Genomic DNA, 24,189 nt, shown 5'->3' with positions numbered 1-24,189 from the left:
CCGTCCTGATCCAGGGCGTGGTCCACCGCCTGCAGCCGGGCACCACCGTCTTCGGCCGGTCCGCCAACAGCGCGGACGTCGTCATCGACGATCCCGGCATGTCCCGCCGCCACTTCGAGATCACCGTCTCCCACGACCACGCGGTCGCGACGGACCTGGGCTCCACGAACGGCACGCTGCTGGACGGCCGCCCCATCGATTCCGTCTCGCTCTCGGAGGGCACTGTGCTCACCGCCGGCGACACCCCCGTCACCTACTCCGAGGCAGGCAGCTTCCGTGAGTGAGTTCACCGTCACCGTGCTGCGCTTCGCGCTGTTCGGCCTCCTCTGGCTCTTCGTGTTCCTCGTCGCGGGAGTCCTGCGCCAGGACCTGTTCGGTCCCCGCGTCGCCCGCAACCGGGGTGCCCGCAGGCGCGGACGCGCCGCCGCCGAGGCCCCGGTCGCCGCGCAGATGGGCGCCGGCTCCCAGCCCGCGTCCTCCGGCCAGGCCGCGTACGGCTCCTCGCCCACCCTCGTCGTCACCTCGGGCCGGCAGTCCGGCTTCTCGCTGCTCCTGTCCGCCGGCCAGCTGACGATCGGGCGGGCGGAGGACTGCGGCTTCGTGATCGAGGACGATTTCGCCTCCTCGCACCACGCCCGCGTCTATCCGCAGGCCGGCGCCTGGGTCGTCGAGGACACGGGGTCGACCAACGGGACGTACGTGGGGAACGCGCGGCTCACACAGCCCACCCGCATCACACCCGGCATGCCGATCACGATCGGCCACACGACGATGGAGCTGCGCGCGTGACATCCTCCAGCACCGCTTCCCCCCACGCTGGCGTGCCGACCTTCCGGTTCGCCGCGCGCTCCGACACGGGGCAGGTGCGGAAGAACAACCAGGACTCGGGCTACGCGGGCGCCCATCTCCTCCTCATCGCGGACGGCATGGGCGGTCACGCGGGCGGTGATGTCGCCTCTGCGATCACGGTCAGCCGGCTCACGTTCCTCGACGAGCCGGACCGCGACGGCCGGGTGCTCGACGACCTCAAGCGCGCGATCCTCGCCGCGAACGACCAGATCGGCCGCGCTGTCACAGAGCAGGCGGAGCTCGCCGGCATGGGCACGACCGTCACCGCGCTGCTGCAGTCCGGGGACCAGCTGGCGCTCGCCCACATCGGCGACTCCCGCGCCTACAACCTGCACAAGGGCGAGCTCACGCAGGTGACGCACGACCACACCTTCGTCCAGATGCTCGTCGACGAGGGCCGCATCACGCCGGAGGAGGCGGACACCCACCCGCAGCGCAGTGTCGTCATGCGCGTGCTGGGCGATGTGGGCTCCGCCCCGGAGCTCGACCTGTCCTTCCACGAGGCCGTGCCCGGCGACCGCTGGATGCTGTGCTCGGACGGCCTCACCGGCTTCGCCTCGCTCGACGACATCCACGAGGCCCTCGCGACGATCGAGGACCCGGGCGACGCGTGCGAGCGCCTCATCGAGCTGGCCCTGGCCGGCGGCGGCGGCGACAACGTCACCGTCGTGGTGGGCGATGTGCTGGAGCCGGACGCGGACCACGACCTGGACGACTTCGGCGAGGCCGTGGGCTCCGTCCGCATCAACCCGTCCTACGCGCTGCTGGGCGGCGCGGACCAGACGACCGTCAGCACCAGCCAGATGGACGTCGTCTTCGACGAGGTCGACACACCCACCGCCCCGCTGGACGACAACGACACCCAGCCCCTGCCGGATCCGCTGGCCCCCGAGGCCGGGGTCGCCCCGTCCTCGGACGCGGACACCGCGATCCCCCGCCCCGACGCCGCGAATCGGCACGATGCCGCCGCCCAGCAGGACACCGCCGAGGTCCCGGTCGACGACGAGGACGCCGCACCTCCCCGGACGGCCCGGTCCGCCGTGCGCGAGGACGACCACTGGGACGAGGACGCGGACCTGGCGGACTGGGGCGAGGAGCCCCGCCGGCGCCCGTGGGTGCCGATCATCGTCTCCGTCATCGTCGTCCTCGCGCTCGCGGCCGCGGGCCTCTTCGGCTGGCGCTACGTGCAGTCCCAGTACTACGTCGCCGCGTCCCAGGGCTCGGTCGCGGTCTACCAGGGGCTCCCCCAGTCGCTGGGCCCCATCAGCATGTCCTCCCTGTCGGAGACGACGGAGGTCCAGGTCACGGATCTGTCGACGTTCTCGCAGCAGAGGCTCGATGCGACGATCCCCGCGGATTCGTATGATGCCGCCCTGGCAGTCGTCGACACGCTGCGTGTCGAGGCCACCCGCAATTCGGCCTCGACGGCCGGTGGGTCCGCGGATCAGAACGGAGCGGACCCGGCGCCCTCCCCTCCCCGTCCGAGGGCGGCGTGAGCGGAGGCGTGGCGGACGAGTCCGCTCCGTCGGCCTCCCCGGCAGGTGCGTCCATCTCGCGCGGAGAGGGCAGCGGATGACGACGCCTTCCCCGTCCGGCGCTCTCCGCGGACCCCGGAAGCACCGCGTCTCCGAACTCCTGCTGATCCTCCTCGCGGTGGTCATCTCCGCGGGCGCCTACACGCTCGTGGGCGTGGGCACCCAGGACGAGATCCCGGCCAACGTCTACTCGTACACCGCGTGGTTGGCCGCTCTGGGGATCGGCCTGCACATCATCGTGTGGTGGCGCGCCTCGTACGCGGACCCGATCCTCGTCCCCATCGCCGTGCTGCTCAACGGCATCGGCCTCGCGATGATCTACCGGATCGACATCGCGCTGGAGACCGGTGCCGCGAACTCGCAGCTCATCTGGATGACGCTGGGCACCGTGCTCGCGGCGCTCGTCATCGTCTTCCTGCGCGACCACCGGCTGCTGCGCCGCTACACGTACACGGCCGGGCTGGCCGCTCTGCTCCTCCTGCTCCTGCCGCTCGTCCCCGGGCTGGGCCGGACGGTCAACGGCGCGCGCATCTGGATCTTCCTGGGCCCCATGTCGTTCCAGCCGGGCGAGATCGCGAAGATCCTGCTGGCGATCTTCTTCGCCGGCTACCTCGTCGCCTACCGCGACCAGATGGTGCTGGCCGGCCCCAAGATCCTGGGCATCCGGTTCCCCCGCCTGCGCGACATGGGCCCCATCCTGGTCGCCTGGGTGGCGAGCGTGGGCATCCTCGTGTTCCAGCGCGACCTGGGCACCTCGCTCCTGTACTTCGGCCTCTTCGTCGCGATGCTCTACGTCGCGACGGCGAAGAAGACGTGGATCTTCCTGGGCCTGGGCATGTTCGCCGCGGGCGCGGTCGTCGCCTCCCAGCTCTTCTCGCACGTGCAGCAGCGCATCGACGGGTGGCTGGGCGCGCTCACCCCGGAGGAGTACAACAAGACGCCCGGCGGCTCGTACCAGCTGGTCCAGGGCATGTTCGGCATGTCCGACGGCGGCCTCGTGGGCAACGGCCTGGGCGAGGGCCGCCCGCACGTCGTGCCGTACGCGGACTCGGACTTCATCTTCGCCTCGCTGGGCGAGGAGCTCGGCATGATCGGCCTCTTCGCGATCCTGCTGCTCTACGTCGTCCTCTTCGAGCGCGGCATGAAGATCGCCACCGCCGCGAAGGACGGGTTCGGCACCCTCTTCGCCGCGGGCATCAGCTTCACGATCGCACTCCAGTGCTTCATCGTGATCGGCGGCGTCACCCGCCTCATCCCGCTCACGGGACTCACCACGCCGTTCCTGGCAGCCGGCGGCAGCTCGCTCGTGGCCAACTGGATCATCATCGGACTGCTGCTGCGCATCAGCGACAACGCGCGGCGCCCGCAGGAGGAGTTCGCCACCGGCGTCCTGCCCACGTTCGCGCAGGACGACGACGAGGACGCCTCCTCCGGCACCGCCTCCGCGGCCTCGGGCTCCGCGCGCCCCGCGATCCCCGCGCCCGCAGCCGGCGGCGCCTCCCCGGACGACGACGCGCCCACCGAGGTGCGTCCCGCTGTGCGTCCGGACGAAGGAGGTCACGCATGAACAAGGCACTCCGCCATGTCGCGGTCGTGGGCTTCGTGATGTTCGCACTGCTCTTCGCCTCGACCAGCAACGTCCAGTTCTTCAGTGCCCAGGCGCTGAATGAGAACGAGCTCAACAACCGCACGTTCATCAACGAGATCTCGCGCGAGCGCGGCCCCATCCTGGTCGACGGCACCCCCGTCGCCTACTCCGTGCCCACGGACTCGACGTACGAGTTCCAGCGCACGTACGGCGCGGACGGGCTGCCCGCGGAGCAGTACGCGGGACTCACCGGCTTCTTCTCCGTGGTCTCCGGCGCCAGCGGCCTGGAGCGGACGGAGAACACGCTGCTGAACGGCACGGACGACGCCCTGTTCTACGACAAGGTGCGCTCCGTCTTCACCGGCGAGCAGCCCATGGGCGCGGCCGTCGAGCTCACGATCGACCCCGCCGCGCAGAACGCCGCCTGGCAGGGCCTGGGCGGGCAGAAGGGCGCGGTCGCCGCGATCGACGCCCGCACCGGCGCCGTCCTGGCACTGGCCTCGACCCCGGGCTGGGACCCCAACGCGCTGGCGACCCACGACTCCGCGCAGGCGCAGGAGGCGTACGAGTCGCTCATCGCGGACGAGGACAACCCGGCGTTCAACCGGGCGATCGGCGGCAATCTGTACCCGCCGGGATCCACGTTCAAGATCATCACGGCCGCGGCCGCGATCGAGTCCGGCGAGTACACGAAGGACTCGGAGCTGGACGGTCCGGCGGAGCTGGATCTGCCGGAGACCTCGGCGACGATCCGCAACTCCGGCGGCGGTTCCTGCGGGTCCGGCGACCGCGTCACCCTCCAGCAGTCGCTCGCCATCTCCTGCAACACGTCCTTCGCCCAGCTGGGCATGGACGTGGGCGGCGACGCTCTGGAGGAGCAGGCCCGCAAGTTCGGCTTCAGCGAGGACATGACGATCCCACTGCAGGTGACGCCGTCCTCGTTCCCCACGGACCTGAACGCTCCCCAGACGGCGCAGTCCGCGCTGGGGCAGTACGAGGTCCGCGCCACCCCGCTGCAGATGGCGATGGTCTCCGCCGCCGTCGCGAACGACGGTGTGGTCATGGAACCGCAGCTGATCGACAACGTCCGCAACTCGCGGACCCTCGACACGCTCTCGCAGATGAAGCCCGATGAGCTGTCGCGGGCCGTCAGCTCCGACACCGCCTCGCAGCTGAACGACATGATGGTCGAACAGGTGCAGAGCGGGACCGGCACGGTCGCGCAGATCTCCGGGGCGACCGTGGGCGGCAAGACCGGCACGGCGCAGCACGCGGAGGGCGCCGCCCCGCACGCGTGGTTCACCTCGTTCGCGTCGACGGACGAGCAGGACATCGCGGTCGCAGTCGTGGTGGAGAGCGGCGGCAGCGCAGGCAATGAAGCATCAGGTGCCCGGGTCGCCGGGCCGATCGCGAAGCAGGTCATGGAAGCGGTGATCAACGGATGAGGCCACAGCCGGGAACCGTGCTGGGAGGGCGCTACGAGCTCATCAGCCGCATCGCCGTGGGCGGCATGGGCGAGGTCTGGAAGGGCCGCGACAGCGTCATCGACCGCGAGGTCGCCGCGAAGATCCTCAAGGAGGAGTACCTGTCCGACCAGGGCTTCCTCGACCGCTTCCGGGCGGAGGCCCGCAGCATGGGCGCCGTGTCGCACCCGGGGATCGCCGCCGTCTACGACTACGGCGAGGAGACGGGCTCCCCGTACCTCGTCATGGAGTACGTGCCGGGTGAACCGCTGTCCTCGCTCATCGACCGCAACGTGGTCCTGCCGGAGGCGGACGTGCTGGAGCTGACCGCGCAGTCCGCAGAGGCCCTGGGGGCCGCGCACCGGTCCGGCGTCGTGCACCGCGACGTGAAGCCGGGCAACATCCTCGTGACCCCGGACTTCCGCGTGAAGCTCACGGACTTCGGGATCGCCCGTGTGACGGATCAGGCGCCCCTCACCAAGACGGGACAGGTCATGGGCACCGCCCAGTACCTGGCACCGGAGCAGGCGACCGGCAAGGGCTCGACGCCCAAGTCGGACCTGTACTCGCTGGGCATCATCATGTATGAGGCGCTGGCCGGTCGTCGTCCGTTCACGGGCGACTCGCAGGTCGCGATCGCGATCGCGCAGGTCAACACCGCTCCACCGGAGCTGCCCACCACGGTCTCCGAGCCCATCCGCCGGCTCGTGGACAGCCTGCTGTCGAAGAAGCAGGAGCTGCGGCCGGAGTCCGGTGAGGCTCTTGCGACCGCCGCCCGCGCCCTGCGCGCCGGTGACGTCGCCGCCGCCGAGGCCGCGGTCCCGCAGATGATCGCGGGTGCGGCTGCCGCTGCGTCGGCCCACGAGGCCGTCACCCGTGCCTTCAACCAGCCGGCTGCCGACGGGACACGGGTCATGGACCAGTCCGAGGCCTCGGGGGCGGCGCCGGCGACCGCGCCGGCGACCGCGACGCTGCCCCAGCAGCAGGACCCGGACGGCGACCTCGACGAGGCCGACGAGGGGACGATGAGCACCGGCGCGAAGGTGGCGATCGGCGTGCTCGTCGCGCTCGTCATCGCGGGCCTCGCGTGGGTGCTGTGGATCTTCTTCGGCGGATCCGGCGACCCGGACCCGCAGCCCACCGGCACCCCCACGGCGGAGGTGACGGAGGAGGACGCGACGATCACGATCGATCCGACCGCGTACATCGGGCAGTCGGAGGCGTCCGCGACGCGCAACCTGGAGCAGCTGGGCCTCGAGGTGAGCGCCGTGGAGGTCGAGTCCGACCGCGCCGCCGGCACCGTCGCAGACGTGCGCTCCGGCAACAACGGGTACGACTTCCAGGAGGGCGACACCGTCACGATCGAGATCTCGACCGGTCCGGCCGAGGTGCCGCAGGAGGACACGCAGGACGACTCCGGCTCGGACGAGGACTCCGGGCAGGACTCCGGACAGGGCTCGGGCTCCGATGACGGGTCCGGTTCGGACAGTGGGTCCGGCAGCGACGACGGGTCCGGCTCCGGCGACGGCTCCGGTCAGGACGACGGCTCAGACCAGGGTGGCGACTCCGGCGGCGACGACAGCCAGAACGGTGGCGGCGGCAATGAGGACGGCGACGGGACCGGCGACGACGACCAGAGCGGGGGCGGCGGCAACGGCGGCGGCGAAGGCGACGACTCCGGCTCTGGCTCTGGCGGCAGTGAGGGCGGCCTCGGCGGTCTGAGCGAGCAGGTCGACTCCACGAACGGAGGCGAATGATGGATCAGGTGCGCAGACTGGCGGATCGATACGAGATCCGCAGGGTGATCGGCCGCGGCGGCATGGCCGAGGTCCACGAGGGCGTCGACACGCGGCTGGGACGTCGCGTCGCGATCAAGCTCCTGCGTTCCGATCTGGCCCGTGATCCCAGCTTCCACGCGCGTCTGGAGCGCGAGGCGCAGTCCGCTGCGAGCCTCAACCACCACGGCATCGTGTCCGTGTACGACTCCGGCGAGCAGCAGTTCCCGGAACCCGGCGGCGGCGTCATCACCGTCCCGTTCATCGTCATGGAGTACGTCGAGGGGCAGACGCTGCGGCAGGTGCTGGGCGAGCACGGGCCGCTTACGGTGCAGGAGGCCCTCGACGTGACCGCCGGGGTGCTGGCGCCGCTGGAGTACAGCCACCGCAACGGCATCGTCCACCGCGACATCAAGCCCGCGAACGTCATGCTGACGCCCGACGGCGACATCAAGGTCATGGACTTCGGGATCGCCCGCGCGCTCGAGGACACGGGTCAGCTCACGCAGACGCAGTCCGTCGTGGGCACCGCGCAGTACCTGTCGCCGGAGCAGGCGCGCGGCGAGGTCGTCGACGCGCGCTCCGACCTGTACTCGACCGCATGTCTGCTGTACGAACTGCTGACCGGGCGTCCGCCGTTCGTGGGCGACTCGCAGCTGGCGGTCGCCTACCAGCATGTGGGCGAGCAGCCCGCCGCGCCGTCGACGCTGGTGCCGTCGATCCCCCCGGCGGTCGACCGCCTCGTCATGCACGGGCTCGACAAGCACCGCGACACCCGGTACCAGGACGCGCACACGTTCCGCGAGGATGCGCTGGCCGCTCGTGACGGGCGACCGCTCAGCCTGGACGGAGACGCTGCGTCGACGCAGCTGCTGGCGTCCGCCCCGGCCGCCGGATGGGCGGAGCCCGCTCCCACCCAGGCCGTCGACCAGCAGGCCGCACCCGTGGGTGCGCACACCGGCATGCTGGGCGCGATCGAGGAGGAGCAGCAGGAGGAAGAGGAGAAGAAGTCCCGCACCTGGGTGTGGGTGGGCGGTGCCCTCCTCGCACTCGTGCTGGCCGGCCTGGGCCTGTGGATCTACACGATGAACTCGGAGCCGGAGGTCACGACCTTCGCGCTCGAGGACATGTCAGACCGTGAGGCGAACGAGGCGGAGACGTACCTCGAGGGCCTGGGTCTGGTCGTGGGTCGCGAGATGACGGCGTCCGACGAGATCGACGAGGGCAACGTGGTCGAGACGGATCCGACCGCCGGCGCGCAGGTGTCGGAGGGCGACCGCATCACGATGATGGTGTCGACGGGTCCGGACAGCGTCGAGGTGCCGGACGTCGAGGGCGACACGGAATCGCTGGCCCGGCAGAAGATCGGCGACGCGGGGCTGACCGCGGGGTCGAACATCGAGGAGAACTCGCCGGACGTGCCCGCGGGCGAGGTCATGGAGACCCGTCCCGGTGCGGGCACGGAGGTCGCGCGGGATTCGAACGTCGACCTGGTGCTGTCCTCCGGTCAGGTGGAGGTGCCGGATGTGACCGGCATGTCCCGGGAGGAGGCGTGCTCGACGCTCGAGGGCGACGCCTACCAGCTGTCCTGCTCCGTCGAGGAGGAGGAGACCGCTGACCACGAGGCGGGCCAGGTGTTCGAGCAGAACGCCTCCGCCGGCACGGACGTGGAGCAGGGTGCGACGGTGACGATCACGGTTGCGACCGAGCCGCCGTCGCAGTCCCCCACGTTCCCCAGCCCCGGCTTCACGGTCGACCCCCCGGAGGTCCCGGGCGACGACAACGGCGATGGGAACAACGGGAACGGCAACGGGAACGGCAACGGGAACGGCAACGGGAACAACGGCGACAACCGCGGCTTCGGCGGTAGCGTGTTCAGCGAGTGGACCCGTCTGCTCCTCGACCGCCTGAGCTGAGGACGGGCGGGGCTGCTCGCTCGAGTAGCCCCCTGCCTCACACTGTTCGTTCGATGGACGACGAAGGTTCGTCGTCCATCGAACGAACCGTTGAAGCGGAGACGTCCAGCACCAGACGCGTCCTCCCCCGACACGCCTACGTGCGCGGCAGGTATGCGGGATTGGCGAGGGCCAGCCGCGTGCAGACGACCTGCTCGACGGCGTTCCGCTCCTCCTCCGTCAGGTGGGACCCCGCCGTCCGCAGCCGCTTCGATCCGCCGCGGATCGATGTCGCGAGCGCACTCTCGGACGCGTGCCCCGCGCGGGCGAGCGCAGCGCGATCCTCCTCTCGCAGCGTCTCACCGGCACACGCCTCCCGCAGCAGCGTCCTGAGCGCGGCGGCCTGCAGGCGCCCCTCGTAGGCGCTCCCCATCGACTCGAGGAGCGCCTCCTCGATGAGGCCCGCCTGCGGGACCGTCGGGTCCGTGTCCGCGGCACCGTCCTCTTCCACTCCACCCACGAGGTCGGTCCGTACCGGACGGCTCACCTTCGACTCGTCCACCACCTGCCGTGCCGTCGCGTAGCGCGCCTCGATCGTGTCGGAGCCCAGCTGCCTCAGCACGTCGTACTCGCACTCCGCGAACCGTCGGCCGATGAGGGCGATTTCGAGCCGACGATCTGCGCCCTCCGCCGCTTCCCGACCTCGGCCCAGGCACATGACGCCCCACTTCACCGTGGAAAGCACCTCCCACCATCGCAGGTCAGCAGGGTCGAAGGACTGTCCTCCGCCGTTCCGGTACCCCTGCAGCAGCGCCTCCCGCGAGCCGATCCCGGCCACGGGATGCAGACTGCGGAACCGCCACGGCGGTGCGCAGAGCCAGCCCAGGTCCTCGCGGGGGTCGCCCACGTGGGACAGCTCCCAGTCGAGGACACCCGTCACCCGCCCGGAGTCCACCATGAGGTTCCCCAGTCTGAAGTCACCGTGCACCAGGGTGCGGTCGATCTCCGACGGCCTGTTATCCTCCAGCCACCGGAAAGCCCATTCGAAGGCGGCGGAGTCCACGCCCAGTGCGCGATAGCGCTCGTGCCAGTCCGCGTGCTCGTCCGTGCCTGCCGGGTCGATGAGGTCCGGCACCGCCATCGCATGGATCCGGGCGAGATGGCCGCCCAGTTCACGGACGAAGTCCTCACCCCCACCCTCGTTCGCGAACCGACGCAGCAAGCGGGGAGCCAGAGACTCCCCCGCGACGAAGGTCGTGAGCACGTAGGGCACGGGATAGTCGTCTCCCCCACGTCCCGCGGCCAGCACGCGGGGCACGGGGACTCCGCGCTCCGCCGCGCCGGTCAGCAGTGCGGCCTCGCGGAGCATGCCATCCGCATCAGCGCCGGACGACGGCTCCGCCCGGAGCACGACCGTCGACGGCGTTCCGTCTCCGCCCGCGGGCACGTAGTCGATGAGGTCGATCTCCTTGCTCGCGCCGGCCGTCACCGGATGGACAGCGCTGATCTCCCCCTCGCCCAGGACACCCGCCACAAGGCGACGCAGGTGCGGCGACCCCGGTGCCCCGCCGCCTGCGGTCCCGTCATCCGGGCAGGCGATGGCCCCGGTCACGACCGCGCCTCGTCTGCGAGGGGTTTCGTGCTCACAACACTCACCCGTCCTGCCCTGCCGTTGCCGCCTCCGCGACACCCTTCGGCGAGCGCTGCCGCATGAAGCCGAACATGTAGCCGGCGACCCGCCTCATCTGGATCTCGTCCGCACCCTCGGTGATCCGGTAGCGACGGTGGTGGCGGTAGATGTGCTCGAAGGGCTCGTGCCGCGAGTACCCCAGCCCGCCGAACACCTGCATCGCCTGATCCGCCGCATCGCAGCACAGGCGATTCGCCCGATAGTTGCACATCGAGACCTGCTGCGAGGCGGAGAACGCCCCCTTCGTGTCCATGTCCCACGTCGTCTGACGGATGAGCGCCCGCAGCATCGCGGCCTCGGTCTGCAGCTCGACGAGCGGGAACTGGATGCCCTGGTTCGCGGCCAGCGGCTTTCCGAACGGACGGCGCTCACCCGCGTAGGCGACCGCCCGGTCGATGCAGTACTGCGCGGCGCCCAGACTCGCGGCCGCCTGGCGGATCCGGTTCTCATTGAAGAAATGCTGGACGACCTGCAGTCCCCGCCCCACCTCGCCGAACACGGCCGAACCGGGCACACGCACGTCCGTGAACCCCACGTGCGCGTGGTCCGTGGGCATGTTGAACGTCCAGAGGAACTCCTTGATCTCGAAGCCCGCAGAATCCGTGGGGACGAGGAAGCACGTGATCCCCTCCCCGTCGCCGGCCTCACCGGTGGTCCGCGCGAACACGAGGTCGTGGGTCGCCGTGTGGATGCCCGTGTTCCACGTCTTCTCCCCGTTGATGATCCAGTCGTCGCCGTCCGGCCGTGCGGTCGTCTCCATATGCGTGGCGTCCGACCCGTGCGCCGGTTCCGTGATCCCGAACGCGAACGACCTCTCGCCAGATGCCAGCGGCTCGATCCACTCCGCCTGCTGCTCCGGCGTCCCGTACTCGACCATGAGGAGGAGGCCCACGTTGTTGCCCACGACGGAGTGCTCATTCTGCAGATCGTTGTGCAGACCCAGCCCCTGGACGGCCAGGTGCTCGCGGATGACCGCCATGTCGTAGATCGACCCGTTTCGTCCGCCGTACTGCTCCGGCAGCTGATAGCGGAAGAACCCCGCGGCATCCGCTCGACGCCGCGCCTCTGCCAGAAGCTCCTCCCACTCCCGGTCAGGCAGGCCGCCGCGGTCCCAGTCCGTTCGGGCGTCCTCCCGCCGGTGGTCGAAGAACCGGATGTTGTCGTCCTGCTGCTCCAGCGGTCGGATCTGCGCCTCGATGAACGCGTCGAGGTCGGAGAGGAAGGCGGTGAGGTACTCCGGGATCTCGTGCAGGGGTGCGAACGTATGCGGCGGACGTGTCATGGAAGCGGCTCCTCTGCCGGCGTCTCGTCGTTGAGAACCAGTGCGTCCGACCGTCCGGAGCGGACATCGGACACGCGCGGCTGATCACCTGATCAGCGCGTGGTACCTGGCACGCTATCCGGACGGGGCGGACTGGACAAGGCCGGCGAGGATCCCCACACTCAACAGGTGATCCGCGCCGGCCCCCTCCGGCGACCGCGATCCGCTCAGCGGCGCTCGCGCACTGGGGCCTGGAGCACCACGCCCGTCGGGCCGTCGACCTGCCGGTAGAGCCCGAAGCTCGTGAGGCCCTGCTTCTCCAGCTCGGTCTCGATGAGGACCCAGGCGTCCGCGATGCTCGCCGGGCGCTCGTCGAACGCGACCGCGACGCCCGCCGGGATCTCCGGCGCGACGATCGGTTCGAGCTCTGCAGGCACCGCCTCGGACTCGGCACGGGCAACGGTCCCGGCGGAGACCGTGATCCGGTCATCGTGCGTACCGTCGTACAGCAGCACGAAATCTCCGTCAGCCTGCGGCAGCCGACGACACAGGTCGCTGACCGCCTGACCGATCTCAGTCTCGTCATGGACAGTGGTGCGGAGCCCCTGGAGTTCCAGGCGGGGCAGGGTGGTGAGGGACAGATTCATGATGATCTCCACAGTCTTGCTTCTGATGGTGTCCAGCCGGCGCTGGACGTGGACCAGACGTGTCGAGGCCTCGGAGATCTCCCGCTCGAGGACATCCACCTGACGTGCCAGAAGCGATTCCAGCGTGGGTTGCTCGATCTGCGGATCGAGCAGTCGCCCGATCTCTGCCAGGCCGAACCCCAGTGCGCGCAGTTCCGCGATGGCCCGCACGCGCCCGAGTTGGCTGTCCCGGAAGTGCCGATACCCGGTCACGGGATCGACGACCGCCGGCGTCAGCAGTCCCTCGCTCTCCCAGTGCCGCAGCATGCGCCGCGAGACACCGGTGCTGTGCGCGATCTCTCCGATGCTCAACTTGTCGATCCCCACCTCACCGCTTCACACAGTGTCAAGGTCAAGAACCCCGCTGAAGATGCCGACCGATCATCACCGAGGCCCCACCTCGATGTTCGACGGGCACCGGCCCGCCGGGTCCCGCCGAACACGCACTCGGCGTGTCGCGATCTGGGGGTGGAATGACCGGTGCTGGCCCAGCGCCCCGTCCCCTCACACCTGGGCGGAGACCACCGGGGTGCGACCGCGAGCGGCCTCGACGGCCTCGGGCATGCCCGCCATGGCCAGGAAATTGCCCACCATGAGGTAGCCGTCCTGGGTGAGGACGGACTCCGGGTGGAACTGCACGCCGGCCACGGGTGCTGAGCGGTGCTGGATGCCCATGACGATCCCGTCCTGGGTCTGCGCGGTCACCTCGAAGACGTCCGTGTCGATCGTGTCGTCGACGATCGCCAGCGAGTGATACCGGGTCGCGGTGAGCGGGCTGCGGCAGCCGGCGAAGACGCCGGCCCCCTCATGCTCCACGAGCGAGGTCTTCCCGTGCATGAGGACCGGCGAGTGCGACACCGTCGCCCCGAACACCTCGCCCAGCGCCTGGTGCCCCAGGCACACACCGAACAGCGCGGTGTCCGTCTCCACCGCCGCCCGGATGAGCGCGGGGCACACACCGGAGTCCGCCGGCACCCCCGGACCCGGCGACAGCAGGACCCCGTCGTGCTCTGCCAGCAAAGCCACGGCCTCGGCGTCGGTGACCGCATCGTTCCGGACGACCGTCGTCGTGGCACCCAGCTCCTCGACGTAGCTGACCAGCGTGTAGACGAAGCTGTCGTAGTTGTCGATGACGAGGATCCGCGCAGGCATCAGCCGCCCTCCTCGATCGTCGCGTCGTTGAACGGCATGTGGGGCGCGATGACGGGGAACACGTACTCCATGAGCACGTAGACCGCCGCCGCGATGAGCACGAGGCAGATGAGCAGCTTCACGAACCAGTTCCCCGGCAGGGCCCGCCACAGCAGTGCGTACATCAGGCCTGACCTCCCACCGTCTCGTAGGCGGACGTGTCCGCGATCGCCGCGGGCGCCTCGTCGCCGGCGGGCGTCCAGTCAGTGAGCTCCGCGTAGGCGACGTAGCGCTCGCGGGCGGAGAACATCGGGTTGCACGCGGTGAGCGTCATGATGCGGTCCTTGCCCTTGTAGTCCGGCAGGGTGGGCACGGCGGCGAGGACATCGGTGGCATCCGGCAGCACGATCTCGAAGTTGCGGAACGTGTACGTGTAGAAGCCGTCGTTCGTCTGCACGACGATCTCGTCCCCCGGCCGCAGCTGGTGGATCTGGTTGAGCGGCTTGCCGTACGTGACGCGGTGGCCGGCGATCGCGAAGTTGCCCACCTCGCCCGGCATCGCGGAGCTGGGGTACCGGCCCACGCCCATCCGGTTGAGGACGGGCTCCATCGAGACGCCTTCGGCCACCGTCCGGTAGTAGTCCTCCCCGAACCGCGGCACATACATGATGCCGAAGCCGGTGTTCTCGTCGACCGGCTCCGCCACGTACGGGGTGTCCGGGTCGTCGGGCAGCTCGTTGGCGGGGTTGTCCTGCCATTCCGTGATGAGCTGGTCCGCCAGCACCTCGTTGTCCTTGTTCGCCGCGATGTCCGTCCACCACAGCTGCCAGACGACGAAGAGGATGAGGATGAGGCCGGCGGTGATGCACAGCTCGCCGAACGCGCGGATGGTCCCGCGGACCGGTCCCAGCGGCTCGTACTCGGTCTGCCGCTTCCGGTTCGTCCGCTTGGCACCGCCGCCGCCCCGGCCGGCCGTGGCAGTCCCGGCAGCCGCCGCCGAGGCCGTCGTCACCGGCATCGCCTGCGTCGCCCCCGCGCCGGGCTGGGAGTGGGCCGGGGAGTCCGCGGGCGGGCTGAGGAACGTCTGCCGCCCGGATGCCGGGTACGCGCCGGCGGACTGCGCGCCGGTCTGCTGCGTGTGGGACGGCTGGTGGCTGGGACCCGAGCCCACGCGCGACTGCGTCCGCGACGCCGGTCGGATGACAGGCCGGGACGCGGCGGACTGCGGCTGCTGCGGCTGGGAGTTCCACGCGCTCTGCTGCTGCGCGGCTTGGGAAGGCTGGGACGCCTGAGCCGGCCGCGCCGGTGCGTGCCAGTCCGACTGCGAGTGCTGCGGCGCCTGCCCCTGCTGCGGTGCGCCGGAGCGCGGTCCCGCGCCCTCGGAGCCACCTGACTGGGCGCGCGCGGCAGCCTCGGCGGCGCGCTCGCGTTCGCGGCGTTCGCGCCTCGTCATCGGCTGGTCCACCGTCGTCCCTCCAGCGTCTCTCCCTGCACGGCGATGCTCCGGGCCGCCTGCCCGCGCTGTCCTGCACGCGGCGGCACCTCGCTCATGATAGACGCTCACGTACGCGCCTGTGCGCAGTCGGCACCCGGGAAGACTAGACTGACCCCTGATCATCGCTCAGAGCCGTGCTCTGGCACAGCAGAACCTGCGACAGCACTACGGTCGGACTGCAGCCGACCGCCCGAGGAGAGACGTGGCCAAGCCGAATCGCACGAACCGGACGCGCCAGACCGACGCGGCCGACGCACAGCCGGACTCCCCCGTCACGGACGCCCAGGACGACGCCGTCGGGACGGATGCTGTGGATGCGGACACCGCCGCCGAGGTCGACGTCACCGTGGTCTCCGACGGCACCTCCGATGTGGAGGACGTCGTGCTGGACGAGGACGAGCTGATCGTCGACGACGCAACAGGCTCCGATGGCACCGACGAGGACTCCGCCGCGGCGGCCGCGGCCCCCACGAAGGACCCCGCGAAAAAGGACTCCTCGACGTCGAAGGACTCTGCGAAGTCCTCCGCGAAGGGCAAGGACACCGCCGCCGCGAAGAAGCCCGCGGGCCGCAATCGGAAGGCCGCGGACTCGACCGACTCCTCGACGAAGGACAGCGCGAAGGGCTCCTCGAAGAAGGACGCGAAGTCCGGCAATCCCGCGAAGCGCGCCTCGACGCGCAAGACCGCGTCATACACGAGCACGCCCGGCGCTCAGACCATCAAGCCCAACGGCCGCTGGTTCGTCCCCACCATGGTGACGGTCCTGCTGGTGGGGCTGGCGTGGCTGGTGACCTTCTACCTGTCCAGCGGCTCGCTGCCCGTCGAGGCGTGGGGCTACTGGAACCTGGGTGTGGGCTTCGCGATCCTCGTCGCGGGTCTCGTGATGTCGACCAGATGGCGGTGACGCGCCTGCCGGTCGCCGACTCCGCGACACCACGGCGCGGCTGACGATGGCAGCGGACTTCAAGCTGCTGGGCGGGCACCCCCTCTGGATCCGGCTCCTCAGCCTCTACGGCGGGCTCTTCCTCTTCGGCATGTCCGCGGGGCTCGTCATCGAGTCGCGCCTGGGCAACTTCCCGTGGGACGTCCTCCACGAGGGCGCCGCACTGCGACTGGATGCGATCGGCATCCCCATCTCCGTGGGGGTCGTCGCGATCATCGTGTCGTTCCTCATCCTGCTGCTGTGGATCCCGCTGCGGCAGCGCCCCGGACTGGGCACCGTGTCGAACGCGATCCTCGTGGGCGTCTTCATGGACCTCACGATGGCGGTCGTCCCGGACCAGGACTCGATGGCGGTGCGGATCATCCTGCTGGTGTGCGGGATCGTACTCAACGGCATCGCGACGGTCCTCTACATCATCCCCAGCTTCGGACCGGGCCCGCGCGACGGCCTCATGACAGGCCTCGTCGAGCGCACCGGCCGGCCCGTCTGGGCGATGCGCCTCATCGTGGAGATCAGCGTGCTCATCGTGGGCGTGGTGCTGGGCGGCACGTTCGGCGTGGGCACGATCGTGTTCGCGCTGGGGATCGGCTACATCACGCAGTACTTCCTGGGACTGGCGGCCCGGCTGCTGGGCCCCAACACCCCGCGCAAGGGGAGTTGAGTATCCACACACCTGACCGGATGTCCGCACATCGCAGGATTCCGCTCTTCGAAATACCTTCGTGACCAGCGGAATCACATCGTTGTCGTTCTATCCACGGCTGTGGACAACGCTGGGGACAACCTGCCTGCGCCGTAGCGCAGAGTCGATCAGTGCACCCCTCAGCGCAGCGATCGATCGTGTGAAGACCCGGTCGCGCACGGAGGCCCGGTCGCGTCCGGCGACTCAGTCGCGCGCAGACGCCATGAGCTCCGCGATCCCGTCGATCCCCCGCCGGATCGTCTCCTCGTCCGCCGCGTAGGACAGCCGGACGAAGCCCTCGCCGTGCGCCCCGAAGGCGGTCCCCGGTATCACCGCGACCCGATGGTCGACCAGCAGCCGCTCCACGAACGCATCGCTCGTGAGTCCTGAGGCGCTGATGTCCGCGAACACGTAGAACGCACCGTCCGCCCCCGTGCACGTGACGCCCGGGATCGCGGAGAGGCCGTCGACGATGAGGTCCCTGCGCGAGCGGTAGGTGGCGATCATCGCCGTGAGCGCATCCTGCGGTCCGGTCAGTGCGGCGACCGCCGCCTTCTGCACGAACGCGGGCGAACAGGAGGTGACGCCCTCCTTCATGACGATCGTCGTCGCCAGCAGGTGCTCCGGCCCGATGATATAGCCCACCCGCCAGCCGGTCATCGCGTACGACTTCGACAGCGAGCCCACCATGAGGACGTGCTGGAAGTCCGGGACCGCCTGTGCGATCGAGACGTGGCGGACCCCGTCGTGGACGATGTGCTCGTAGACCTCGTCGGAGATGACGATGAAGTCGTGCTTCCGGGCGAGCTCCGCGATCGCGACCAGCTCCTCCTCCGGCACGACCGCGCCCAGCGGGTTGGCCGGCGAGTTGAGCATGAGGGCCCGGGTGCGGGGCGTCAGCGCGTCCTCCACCTGCGCGGCGGTCACGATGAAGCCGTTGTCCTCCGTGAGCGGCACGTCGACGGCGTTCGCACCCATGAGGTGGATCTGCCCCTTGTAGTTCGCGTACGCGGGGTCCGTCACGAGCACGTCGTCGCCCGCATCCACCGCGGTGCGCAGCGCGAGGAACATCCCCTCCTGCCCGCCCACGGTCACCACAACGTTTTCCGGTCCGACCTCGCGACCCCACCGCTGCGTGTAGACCTGTGCGATGGCCTCGCGCAGCTCCGGGATCCCCGCGTTGGGGGTGTAGCGGGTCTCACCCGCGCGCATCGACTCGATCGCCGCCTCGATGACGTGGGGAGGGGTGTCGAAGTCCGGTTCGCCCAGCGTCAGGATCGCAACTCCGTCGATCACAGCGGCCCGTTCCGAGACCGTCCGGATGGCGCTGACCGGATAGTCCTGCGCGGTCCGGGAGGCGCTGGGGACTGCGGGCGCGTCGTGCGTCATCGGTACTCCTTCATCGGTGCGAGGGCGGCTCCTCAGCGCACACGATAGGGGACGTGAACCCCGGTCATGGCAGGCGGGTCAGCCAGCCGCGGGCGTTGTCATCCCGCCATGAGCGCGGATGCCCGCAGCCCCGGCATCGCTGCCAGGACCATCGTCGCGACGAGGATGCCGGCGGCGATCCAGAACCAGAGCCGCGACCGCAGGCCCGGCAGCAGGGCCGCACATCCCAGGGCGAAGCCCACGACCAGACCGCCCGCGTGGGACTCCCACGAGATGCCCGGGGCCACGAAGCCGTAGATCACGTTGATGACGAGGAACACGGCCGCACCGCCCCAGTTCCGGTCGAGGGCCCGGGTGGGCGTGAGGACGACACCCAGAAGACCGAACAGCGCGCCCGAGGCACCCACGTGCAGCGTGTTCCAACTGGGATCGAACGGTGCGGACAGCAGCAGCACCGCCGCGGATCCGCCCAGTCCGGACAGCACGTAGACCAGGAGGTACCGGGCGTGGCCCAGCGCCCGCTCGACGAAGCCGCCGAACAGCAGGACTCCGATCATGTTGAAGAGCAGGTGCATGACGTCCGCGTGGACGAGCATGACGGTGAGTGCGCGCCAGGGTTCGACGGCGGCCAGGAACGGTGTGAAGCCCAGGAGGCGCCCCAGCTCCAGGCCGGGGATGAGGTCGACAAGCCAACAGGCCACCGTCGCGATGACGATGGCCTGTGTGACGGGCACTCCCGCCAGCAGCCCGGGGATGCGGCGTCCGGCGGGAGGCGGGGAGGGCGGTGTCACGCCTCGATGATCTCCACGGACTCCATGACGACGGGCTCCTTGGGGCGGTCCATCGCGCCGGTGGGGACGGCCTCGATCGCGTCGACGACCTTCTTCGAGTCCTCGTCGACGACCTCGCCGAAGATCGTGTGCTTGCCGTTGAGCCACGGGGTGGGGATCGTCGAGATGAAGAACTGCGAACCGTTGGTGCCCTTGCCGCCGCGCGTTCCGGCGTTCGCCATCGCCAGCAGGTAGGGGCGGTCGAACTGGAGCTCCGGGTGGATCTCGTCGTCGAAGGTGTAGCCGGGGCCGCCGGTGCCGGTGCCCAGCGGGCAACCGCCCTGGATCATGAACTCCTTGATGATGCGGTGGAAGCCCAGGCCGTCGAAGTACGGCTGCGTCTTCTTCTCACCGGTCTTCTCATCCACGAACTCCTTCTCGCCCTTCGCGAGACCCGTGAAGTTCGCGACCGTCTTGGGCGCGTGGTGCCCGAAGAGCTCGATCGTGATGTCGCCCTTGTTGGTGTGCAGGATGGCCTTGCCAGTCGAAACAGTCATGGCGCCCATTGTTCCACGAGAGCCGGACACGGGCACCGTCGGTCGGCCCGTGTGAAAGTTGTCAGTACGCACATAGTGTTGCGAATTCGGGGTCTCCCCTCCCTGCCGCGTCCGACCGACCCCATAGACTGGTGAGCGACGACGCGGCCCCGGGCCCCACGGGCACCGGGACCCACGAGCAGCCGACACCACGGAGGGTGAGATGTTCAAGAAGAGGTCACAGCCGAAGACATTCATCGACGAGGTGGGCGAGACGCTGCAGTCAGTGAGCGATGCGGTCCGCGAATCGTCGGCGCAGGCCCTGGAAGCCTCCGGCCCGTACCTCGAGCGCGCCAACGAGTGGATCCATGAGGCGTCGGATGCCGCCGCCCCCCGGATCCGCGAGGCGAGTGAGCGTCTGCAGAACGCGGCGGAATCGGTCCGCCCGCACGTCGAGAGCGTGCTGAACGACGCGAAGTCGCGGTTCGAGGACGCGCGCGATGCAGCGGGGAAGGAGTACGACTCCCGCCTCGCACCCGCGCTGCGCGATCAGGCGGACTCCGCGGAGAAGCGCGGCCGCGACGCTGCGGAGAAGGCGGGCGCCACCGCGGCGTCCCTGGCCGGAGTGCTGGCCGCGAAGCAGACCCCCAAGGGGCTCGAGGACGCGGTCGTGCGGATCACCGGCGACAAGAAGGCCATGAAGAAGGCACGCAAGGCGCTCAAGCAGGCCGGCAAGGACATCGAGAAGCGCACGGCGCAGAAGAAGACCAGCGGCGCCACCTGGTTCTGGGTGGGCCTGGGCGTCGTGGGCGCCGGCGCGATCGCGTTCGCCGTGGCGCGCCGTCTCCGCCCGGTCGAGGACCCGTGGTCGACGCCGCTGCCCGGCAACCGTCCGGCTGATGCGCGCCCGGTGGGCTCCACCCCGCGCTCGGAGCAGTCCCCCGCGCAGTCGGTCACCAGCCAGGTGCCGGTCCCCGCCGCAGCGGTCGACAACGCGAAGGCCGAGGGCGTCGAGGTCGAGGGCAGCGACGACACCGAGGGCGGCGACAAGCCCACCGCCTGACACACCGCAGCGGCTGACCGGCCGCACGCACGCGCATCGGCGCCGGGGACCCGCTCCCCGGTGCCGATGCGCGTCTCAGCGGGCCGTCCGCCACCACAGGAGCGCGGTGTGGAGTGCGGTGCGGGACTCGGCGTCCTCCAGCGAGACCCCCAGCCGCTCCTCCAACCGCTGCGTGCGCGCGTAGACCGCAGGCCGGCTGAGCCCCAGCGCCCGCGCCGCCCCGGTCTTGCCGCCGCCCTCCTGCAGGAGCGCCTCCAGCACCTCGAGGTCCGTGGGCCCACGGCGCACTCCCGCGTCCCCCGCCTCGTCGCCCAACAGCTCCCCCAGCTCCGCTTCAGCGAACGTGCGCATGCGCGGGTCGTCCCGCAGTACGGCGACCAGCCCGCGCAGTCGCACATCCGCGAACCGGTGGAACGGGCGGCTCCGCACGGACATGGTCGCGACGATGTCTGCGACCTGCGCGGCCTGCTCCAGCTCCCGCCCGGCGTCCAGCAGCGAGTCGTGCGCACCGCCGGCCCCCACCGTGTGCTCGACGGACACGGCATCCGCGAGCCGTTCGAACATCCGGGTCAGGACGTGGTCGACCTCGCCGTCGTCCTCGCGCCTGCCGGCACCCCGCCCCACGCACACGAGGCCCACCAGCATCCCCGCCCGTTTTCCGCCCACGATCGCCGAGGCCCCCTCCGCCTCCGCTGCCGCCACCAGTTCACTCCGCAGTGCCTGCTCCGTCAGCTGCGCGGCGGTGAGGTCGACATCGGAGCCAGCCGGGGCCTCGGCGGCGGTACGGATCGCGATGGGAGTGAGGAGGCCCGTGTCCGCCAGCCCCAGGTTGCGGGCGCGAACCAGTGCGTCGTCCTCGGACAAGTCCGTGCCGCTCAGGAGCTCGTGGATGAGCGCGTCCGCAGCGCGCTGATGGGCGTCGCGCTCGTTCTGCGTCGACATCCGCACGAGGGTGATGGCCTGGCCGGCGCGCTCGAGGACCTCGCCGGCGTGGTCGTCGTCCGGATCCGCGAAGGGGGCGACGAGGCGGCCCCAGCGGCGGCCTCGCATCCCCACGGCCACCTGCCGGCTGCCGGTGCGGGGCCAGCCGTCCAGCAGGGTGCGCGGGGAGTCATCCGCCGCGTTGAAGGCGAGCACGCGGTGGGTCGCGTCCTCCAGGACGACGCCGCTGCCCAGGAGCCCGGCGGTCGTGTCGACGATGAGCTGCTCGTCGGCACCGCGCAGGCTCAGGTCCGTGAAGACGTCGTGCACGTGGCGGGCGCGCTCGACGCGGGCCAGCTGCTCGCCGATGAGCAGGCGGTGGGCGGCCTGGGTGACGCGGACGTAGCGGGCGCGGGCGGCCAGGACGATGACGGGCAGCTCGAGGCCGGCGACCGCCTCGATGAGGAGCGCGCGGTCCGCCTCGGACGTCTGGCCAGCCTCGTCGACGATCTCGATGATGAAGCCCGCAGCCCCCGCCGCGTCCAGGCGGGTGAGGAAGTCGCGGGTGCGGGTGACGGACCGGCGGAAGCGCGTGCCGCTGCTGAGGATGAGCTCGCCGCCCTCCAGCAGCGAGGGCACCTCGTCCGTCTCCGCGATGTGCACCCAGCGCACCGGATCCCCCAGGCGCGCGGACCCGCTCAGCACCTGGGGACGGGCGCCGCGGATCTCGTCGAGGTGGAGGATCGAGCGGACGGTGACGGGGGCGGGGACGGCGTCCGCGCGGGACTCGGACCGGGTGATCTGCGACTCCATTCCTCGATCTTACAGTCCGTCAGCTCAATGCGGACCAGCGTGACACTCTGACACTGGCCGCCGTGACCACGACCACCCACACTGGAGGGGAGCACCGGCGGACACAGACGCCCGCCGGCCCTGCGGGAGACCCCACTCCCACAGGTGTCCAGCATCGGATCAGCACCGTCGTATCCGATCGTCCTCCGAAGGGAGTCGCGGTGAACACCATTCAGCACTGGATCAACGGAACGACCGTCGCAGCAGGTCAGGACAGCCGCTTCGCGGACGTCGTCAACCCCGCCACCGGCGTCACGAGCGGGAAGGTCGCACTCGCCTCCGCGGATCAGACCCGCGAAGGCATCCGCGCGGCCGCAGAGGCGTTCCCCGCGTGGCGCGACACCTCCCTGACCAAGCGCACCTCGATCATGTTCGCCTTCCGCGAGTTGCTGAACGCCCGCAAGCAGGAGCTGGCGGAGATCATCACGGCGGAGCACGGCAAGGTCGTCTCGGACGCGCTGGGAGAGGTGTCCCGCGGCCTCGAGGTCGTCGAGCTCGCCTGCAACATGCCCTACCTGCTCAAGGGCGGGCACACGGAGAACGCCTCGACGGGCGTGGACGTCCACTCCGTCCGCCAACCGGTGGGCGTCGCAGCGATCATCTCGCCGTTCAACTTCCCGGCGATGGTGCCGCTGTGGTTCTTCCCCGTCGCGATCGCATCCGGCAACACCGTCGTCCTCAAGCCCTCGGAGAAGGACCCGTCCGCCGCGAACTGGCTGGCGGAGCTGTGGAAGGAGGCGGGTCTGCCGGACGGCGTCTTCAACGTGGTCCACGGCGACAAGGAGGCCGTCGACACGCTGCTGACGGACGAGCAGGTCGATTCCGTGTCCTTCGTGGGCTCGACCCCCATCGCGAAGTACATCTACGAGACGGCCAGCGCGCACGGCAAGCGCGTCCAGGCGCTGGGCGGGGCGAAGAACCACATGCTGGTCCTGCCGGACGCGGACCTCGACATCACGGCGGACTCCGCGGTCAACGCGGGCTACGGCGCCGCGGGCGAGCGCTGCATGGCGATCTCCGTCGTCGTCGCGGTCGAGTCCATCGCGGACGAGCTGGTCGCGAAGATCGCGGAGCGCACCCGCGGTCTCAAGGTGGGCGACGGCACGCGCGAGCCGGACATGGGCCCGCTCATCACGGTCGCGCACCGCGACAAGGTGGCCGGCTACATCGACGCGGGCGTGGAGGCCGGCGCGGAGCTCGTCCTCGACGGCCGCACCACCAGCCCCGACGCGGATTCCGATGCCGCTTTCCTCAACCCCACGCTCTTCGACCGGGTCACGCCGGACATGTCGATCTACACGGACGAGATCTTCGGCCCCGTCCTGAGCGTCGTCCGCGTCCCGTCCTACGAGGAGGGTCTGGAGCTCATCAACGCGAACCCGTACGGCAACGGCACGGCGATCTTCACGAACGACGGCGGCGCGGCCCGCAAGTTCGAGAACGAGGTGCAGGTGGGCATGATCGGCGTGAACGTGCCGATCCCGGTCCCCATGGCGTACTACAGCTTCGGCGGCTGGAAGAACTCGCTGTTCGGCGACACCCACGCGTACGGCGCGGAGGGCGTCCACTTCTTCACCCGCGGCAAGGTCGTCACGAAGCGCTGGCTGGACCCCAGCCACGGCGGCATCAACCTGGGTTTCCCCACCAACAGCTGACCCGCACAAC

At 70.2% G+C, this 24,189-nt stretch carries 21 protein-coding genes; 11 read left to right on the top strand and 10 right to left on the bottom strand.

The annotated features are described in order from the left end of the window. The 7 genes from HGBR_RS18105 to pknB all read left to right on the top strand — a co-directional run. The coding region (locus tag HGBR_RS18105; protein WP_019159913.1) for an FHA domain-containing protein at window positions 1-284 on the top strand (284 nt) is incomplete at its 5' end. Then, complete coding sequence (locus tag HGBR_RS13680) at window positions 277-789, top strand: FHA domain-containing protein FhaB/FipA (RefSeq protein WP_019159912.1); 513 nt, start codon at window positions 277-279, stop codon at window positions 787-789. The genes HGBR_RS18105 and HGBR_RS13680, both read left to right, overlap by 8 nt. Then, window positions 786-2,345 carry a PP2C family protein-serine/threonine phosphatase gene (locus HGBR_RS13675; RefSeq protein WP_019159911.1) on the top strand — a complete coding sequence of 520 codons (1,560 nt, stop codon included), beginning with the start codon at window positions 786-788 and terminating at the stop codon, window positions 2,343-2,345. Before HGBR_RS13680 ends, HGBR_RS13675 begins: the two co-directional genes overlap by 4 nt. 76 nt (window positions 2,346-2,421) lie before the next feature. Continuing rightward, entirely contained in the window at window positions 2,422-3,951 is a 1,530-nt protein-coding gene (locus HGBR_RS13670; protein WP_019159910.1) for an FtsW/RodA/SpoVE family cell cycle protein, read from the top strand. After that, window positions 3,948-5,417 carry a peptidoglycan D,D-transpeptidase FtsI family protein gene (locus tag HGBR_RS13665; protein WP_019159909.1) on the top strand — a complete coding sequence of 490 codons (1,470 nt, stop codon included), beginning with the start codon at window positions 3,948-3,950 and terminating at the stop codon, window positions 5,415-5,417. Before HGBR_RS13670 ends, HGBR_RS13665 begins: the two co-directional genes overlap by 4 nt. Then, on the top strand, window positions 5,414-7,192 hold the full coding sequence (locus HGBR_RS13660) for a protein kinase domain-containing protein (RefSeq protein WP_026077603.1): 1,779 nt from the start codon (window positions 5,414-5,416) through the stop codon (window positions 7,190-7,192). Before HGBR_RS13665 ends, HGBR_RS13660 begins: the two co-directional genes overlap by 4 nt. Further along, the gene (pknB, locus tag HGBR_RS13655) at window positions 7,192-9,126 is read left to right on the top strand and encodes a Stk1 family PASTA domain-containing Ser/Thr kinase (RefSeq protein ID WP_019159908.1); all 1,935 of its coding nucleotides are present in this window, start codon (window positions 7,192-7,194) and stop codon (window positions 9,124-9,126) included. Before HGBR_RS13660 ends, pknB begins: the two co-directional genes overlap by 1 nt. A gap of 136 nt (window positions 9,127-9,262) precedes the next feature. Here the strand turns inward: pknB and HGBR_RS19060 are convergent, their stop codons facing one another. The 6 genes from HGBR_RS19060 to HGBR_RS13625 all read right to left on the bottom strand — a co-directional run bounded on the left by HGBR_RS19060 (window position 9,263) and on the right by HGBR_RS13625 (window position 15,326). Further along, a complete protein-coding gene (locus HGBR_RS19060; RefSeq protein WP_019159907.1) occupies window positions 9,263-10,717 on the bottom strand; it encodes a phosphotransferase in 1,455 nt (484 codons plus the stop codon). A gap of 40 nt (window positions 10,718-10,757) precedes the next feature. Next, complete coding sequence (locus tag HGBR_RS13645; RefSeq protein WP_019159906.1) at window positions 10,758-12,077, bottom strand: acyl-CoA dehydrogenase family protein; 1,320 nt, start codon at window positions 12,075-12,077, stop codon at window positions 10,758-10,760. 206 nt (window positions 12,078-12,283) lie between these two features. Beyond that, window positions 12,284-13,054 carry a MerR family transcriptional regulator gene (locus HGBR_RS13640; RefSeq protein WP_245533350.1) on the bottom strand — a complete coding sequence of 257 codons (771 nt, stop codon included), beginning with the start codon at window positions 13,052-13,054 and terminating at the stop codon, window positions 12,284-12,286. Between the two features lie 192 nt (window positions 13,055-13,246). Further along, window positions 13,247-13,894 (bottom strand): anthranilate synthase component II, encoded by a 648-nt coding sequence (locus HGBR_RS13635; RefSeq protein WP_019159904.1) that lies wholly within the window; start codon window positions 13,892-13,894, stop codon window positions 13,247-13,249. Further along, window positions 13,894-14,058, bottom strand: a complete 165-nt coding sequence (locus HGBR_RS20400; RefSeq protein ID WP_019159903.1) for a hypothetical protein — start codon at window positions 14,056-14,058, stop codon at window positions 13,894-13,896. The genes HGBR_RS13635 and HGBR_RS20400 overlap by 1 nt, the downstream gene beginning before the upstream one ends. After that, window positions 14,058-15,326 carry a class E sortase gene (locus tag HGBR_RS13625; protein ID WP_019159902.1) on the bottom strand — a complete coding sequence of 423 codons (1,269 nt, stop codon included), beginning with the start codon at window positions 15,324-15,326 and terminating at the stop codon, window positions 14,058-14,060. The genes HGBR_RS20400 and HGBR_RS13625 overlap by 1 nt, the downstream gene beginning before the upstream one ends. Window positions 15,327-15,570: 244 nt before the next feature. Between HGBR_RS13625 and HGBR_RS20450 the strand changes: the two genes are divergently transcribed. Together HGBR_RS20450 and yczE are read left to right on the top strand one after the other, a co-directional pair. Further along, window positions 15,571-16,272 (top strand): cell division protein CrgA, encoded by a 702-nt coding sequence (locus HGBR_RS20450; protein ID WP_019159901.1) that lies wholly within the window; start codon window positions 15,571-15,573, stop codon window positions 16,270-16,272. A gap of 46 nt (window positions 16,273-16,318) precedes the next feature. Next, entirely contained in the window at window positions 16,319-16,972 is a 654-nt protein-coding gene (yczE, locus tag HGBR_RS18095) for a membrane protein YczE (RefSeq protein ID WP_019159900.1), read from the top strand. Window positions 16,973-17,197: 225 nt separating this feature from the next. Here yczE and HGBR_RS13610 read toward each other — a convergent pair whose 3' ends face one another. The 3 genes from HGBR_RS13610 to HGBR_RS13600 all read right to left on the bottom strand — a co-directional run bounded on the left by HGBR_RS13610 (window position 17,198) and on the right by HGBR_RS13600 (window position 19,709). Further along, complete coding sequence (locus HGBR_RS13610) at window positions 17,198-18,382, bottom strand: pyridoxal phosphate-dependent aminotransferase (RefSeq protein ID WP_019159899.1); 1,185 nt, start codon at window positions 18,380-18,382, stop codon at window positions 17,198-17,200. Between the two features lie 98 nt (window positions 18,383-18,480). Continuing rightward, window positions 18,481-19,173, bottom strand: a complete 693-nt coding sequence (locus HGBR_RS13605; RefSeq protein ID WP_019159898.1) for a rhomboid family intramembrane serine protease — start codon at window positions 19,171-19,173, stop codon at window positions 18,481-18,483. Beyond that, on the bottom strand, window positions 19,170-19,709 hold the full coding sequence (locus tag HGBR_RS13600; protein WP_019159897.1) for a peptidylprolyl isomerase: 540 nt from the start codon (window positions 19,707-19,709) through the stop codon (window positions 19,170-19,172). Before HGBR_RS13600 ends, HGBR_RS13605 begins: the two co-directional genes overlap by 4 nt. A gap of 202 nt (window positions 19,710-19,911) precedes the next feature. Here HGBR_RS13600 and HGBR_RS18090 point away from each other — a divergent pair, with 202 nt between their 5' ends. Continuing rightward, window positions 19,912-20,751 (top strand): hypothetical protein, encoded by an 840-nt coding sequence (locus HGBR_RS18090; RefSeq protein WP_019159896.1) that lies wholly within the window; start codon window positions 19,912-19,914, stop codon window positions 20,749-20,751. A gap of 75 nt (window positions 20,752-20,826) precedes the next feature. Here the strand turns inward: HGBR_RS18090 and HGBR_RS13590 are convergent, their stop codons facing one another. Next, window positions 20,827-22,485: a PucR family transcriptional regulator gene (locus HGBR_RS13590; RefSeq protein ID WP_019159895.1), complete on the bottom strand. Its 1,659-nt coding sequence runs from the start codon at window positions 22,483-22,485 to the stop codon at window positions 20,827-20,829. 200 nt (window positions 22,486-22,685) lie between these two features. On the opposite strand from HGBR_RS13590, the gene HGBR_RS13585 reads away from it, so the two are divergent. After that, entirely contained in the window at window positions 22,686-24,179 is a 1,494-nt protein-coding gene (locus HGBR_RS13585; RefSeq protein ID WP_019159894.1) for a CoA-acylating methylmalonate-semialdehyde dehydrogenase, read from the top strand. The last annotated feature ends 10 nt before the right edge of the window (window positions 24,180-24,189 follow it).

Source organism: Brevibacterium senegalense (genome assembly GCF_000285835.1).
Lineage (GTDB): Bacteria > Actinomycetota > Actinomycetes > Actinomycetales > Brevibacteriaceae > Brevibacterium > Brevibacterium senegalense.
The sequence above is the reverse complement of the archived record's forward strand: the minus strand, read 5'-3'. Positions and strand labels throughout refer to the sequence as shown.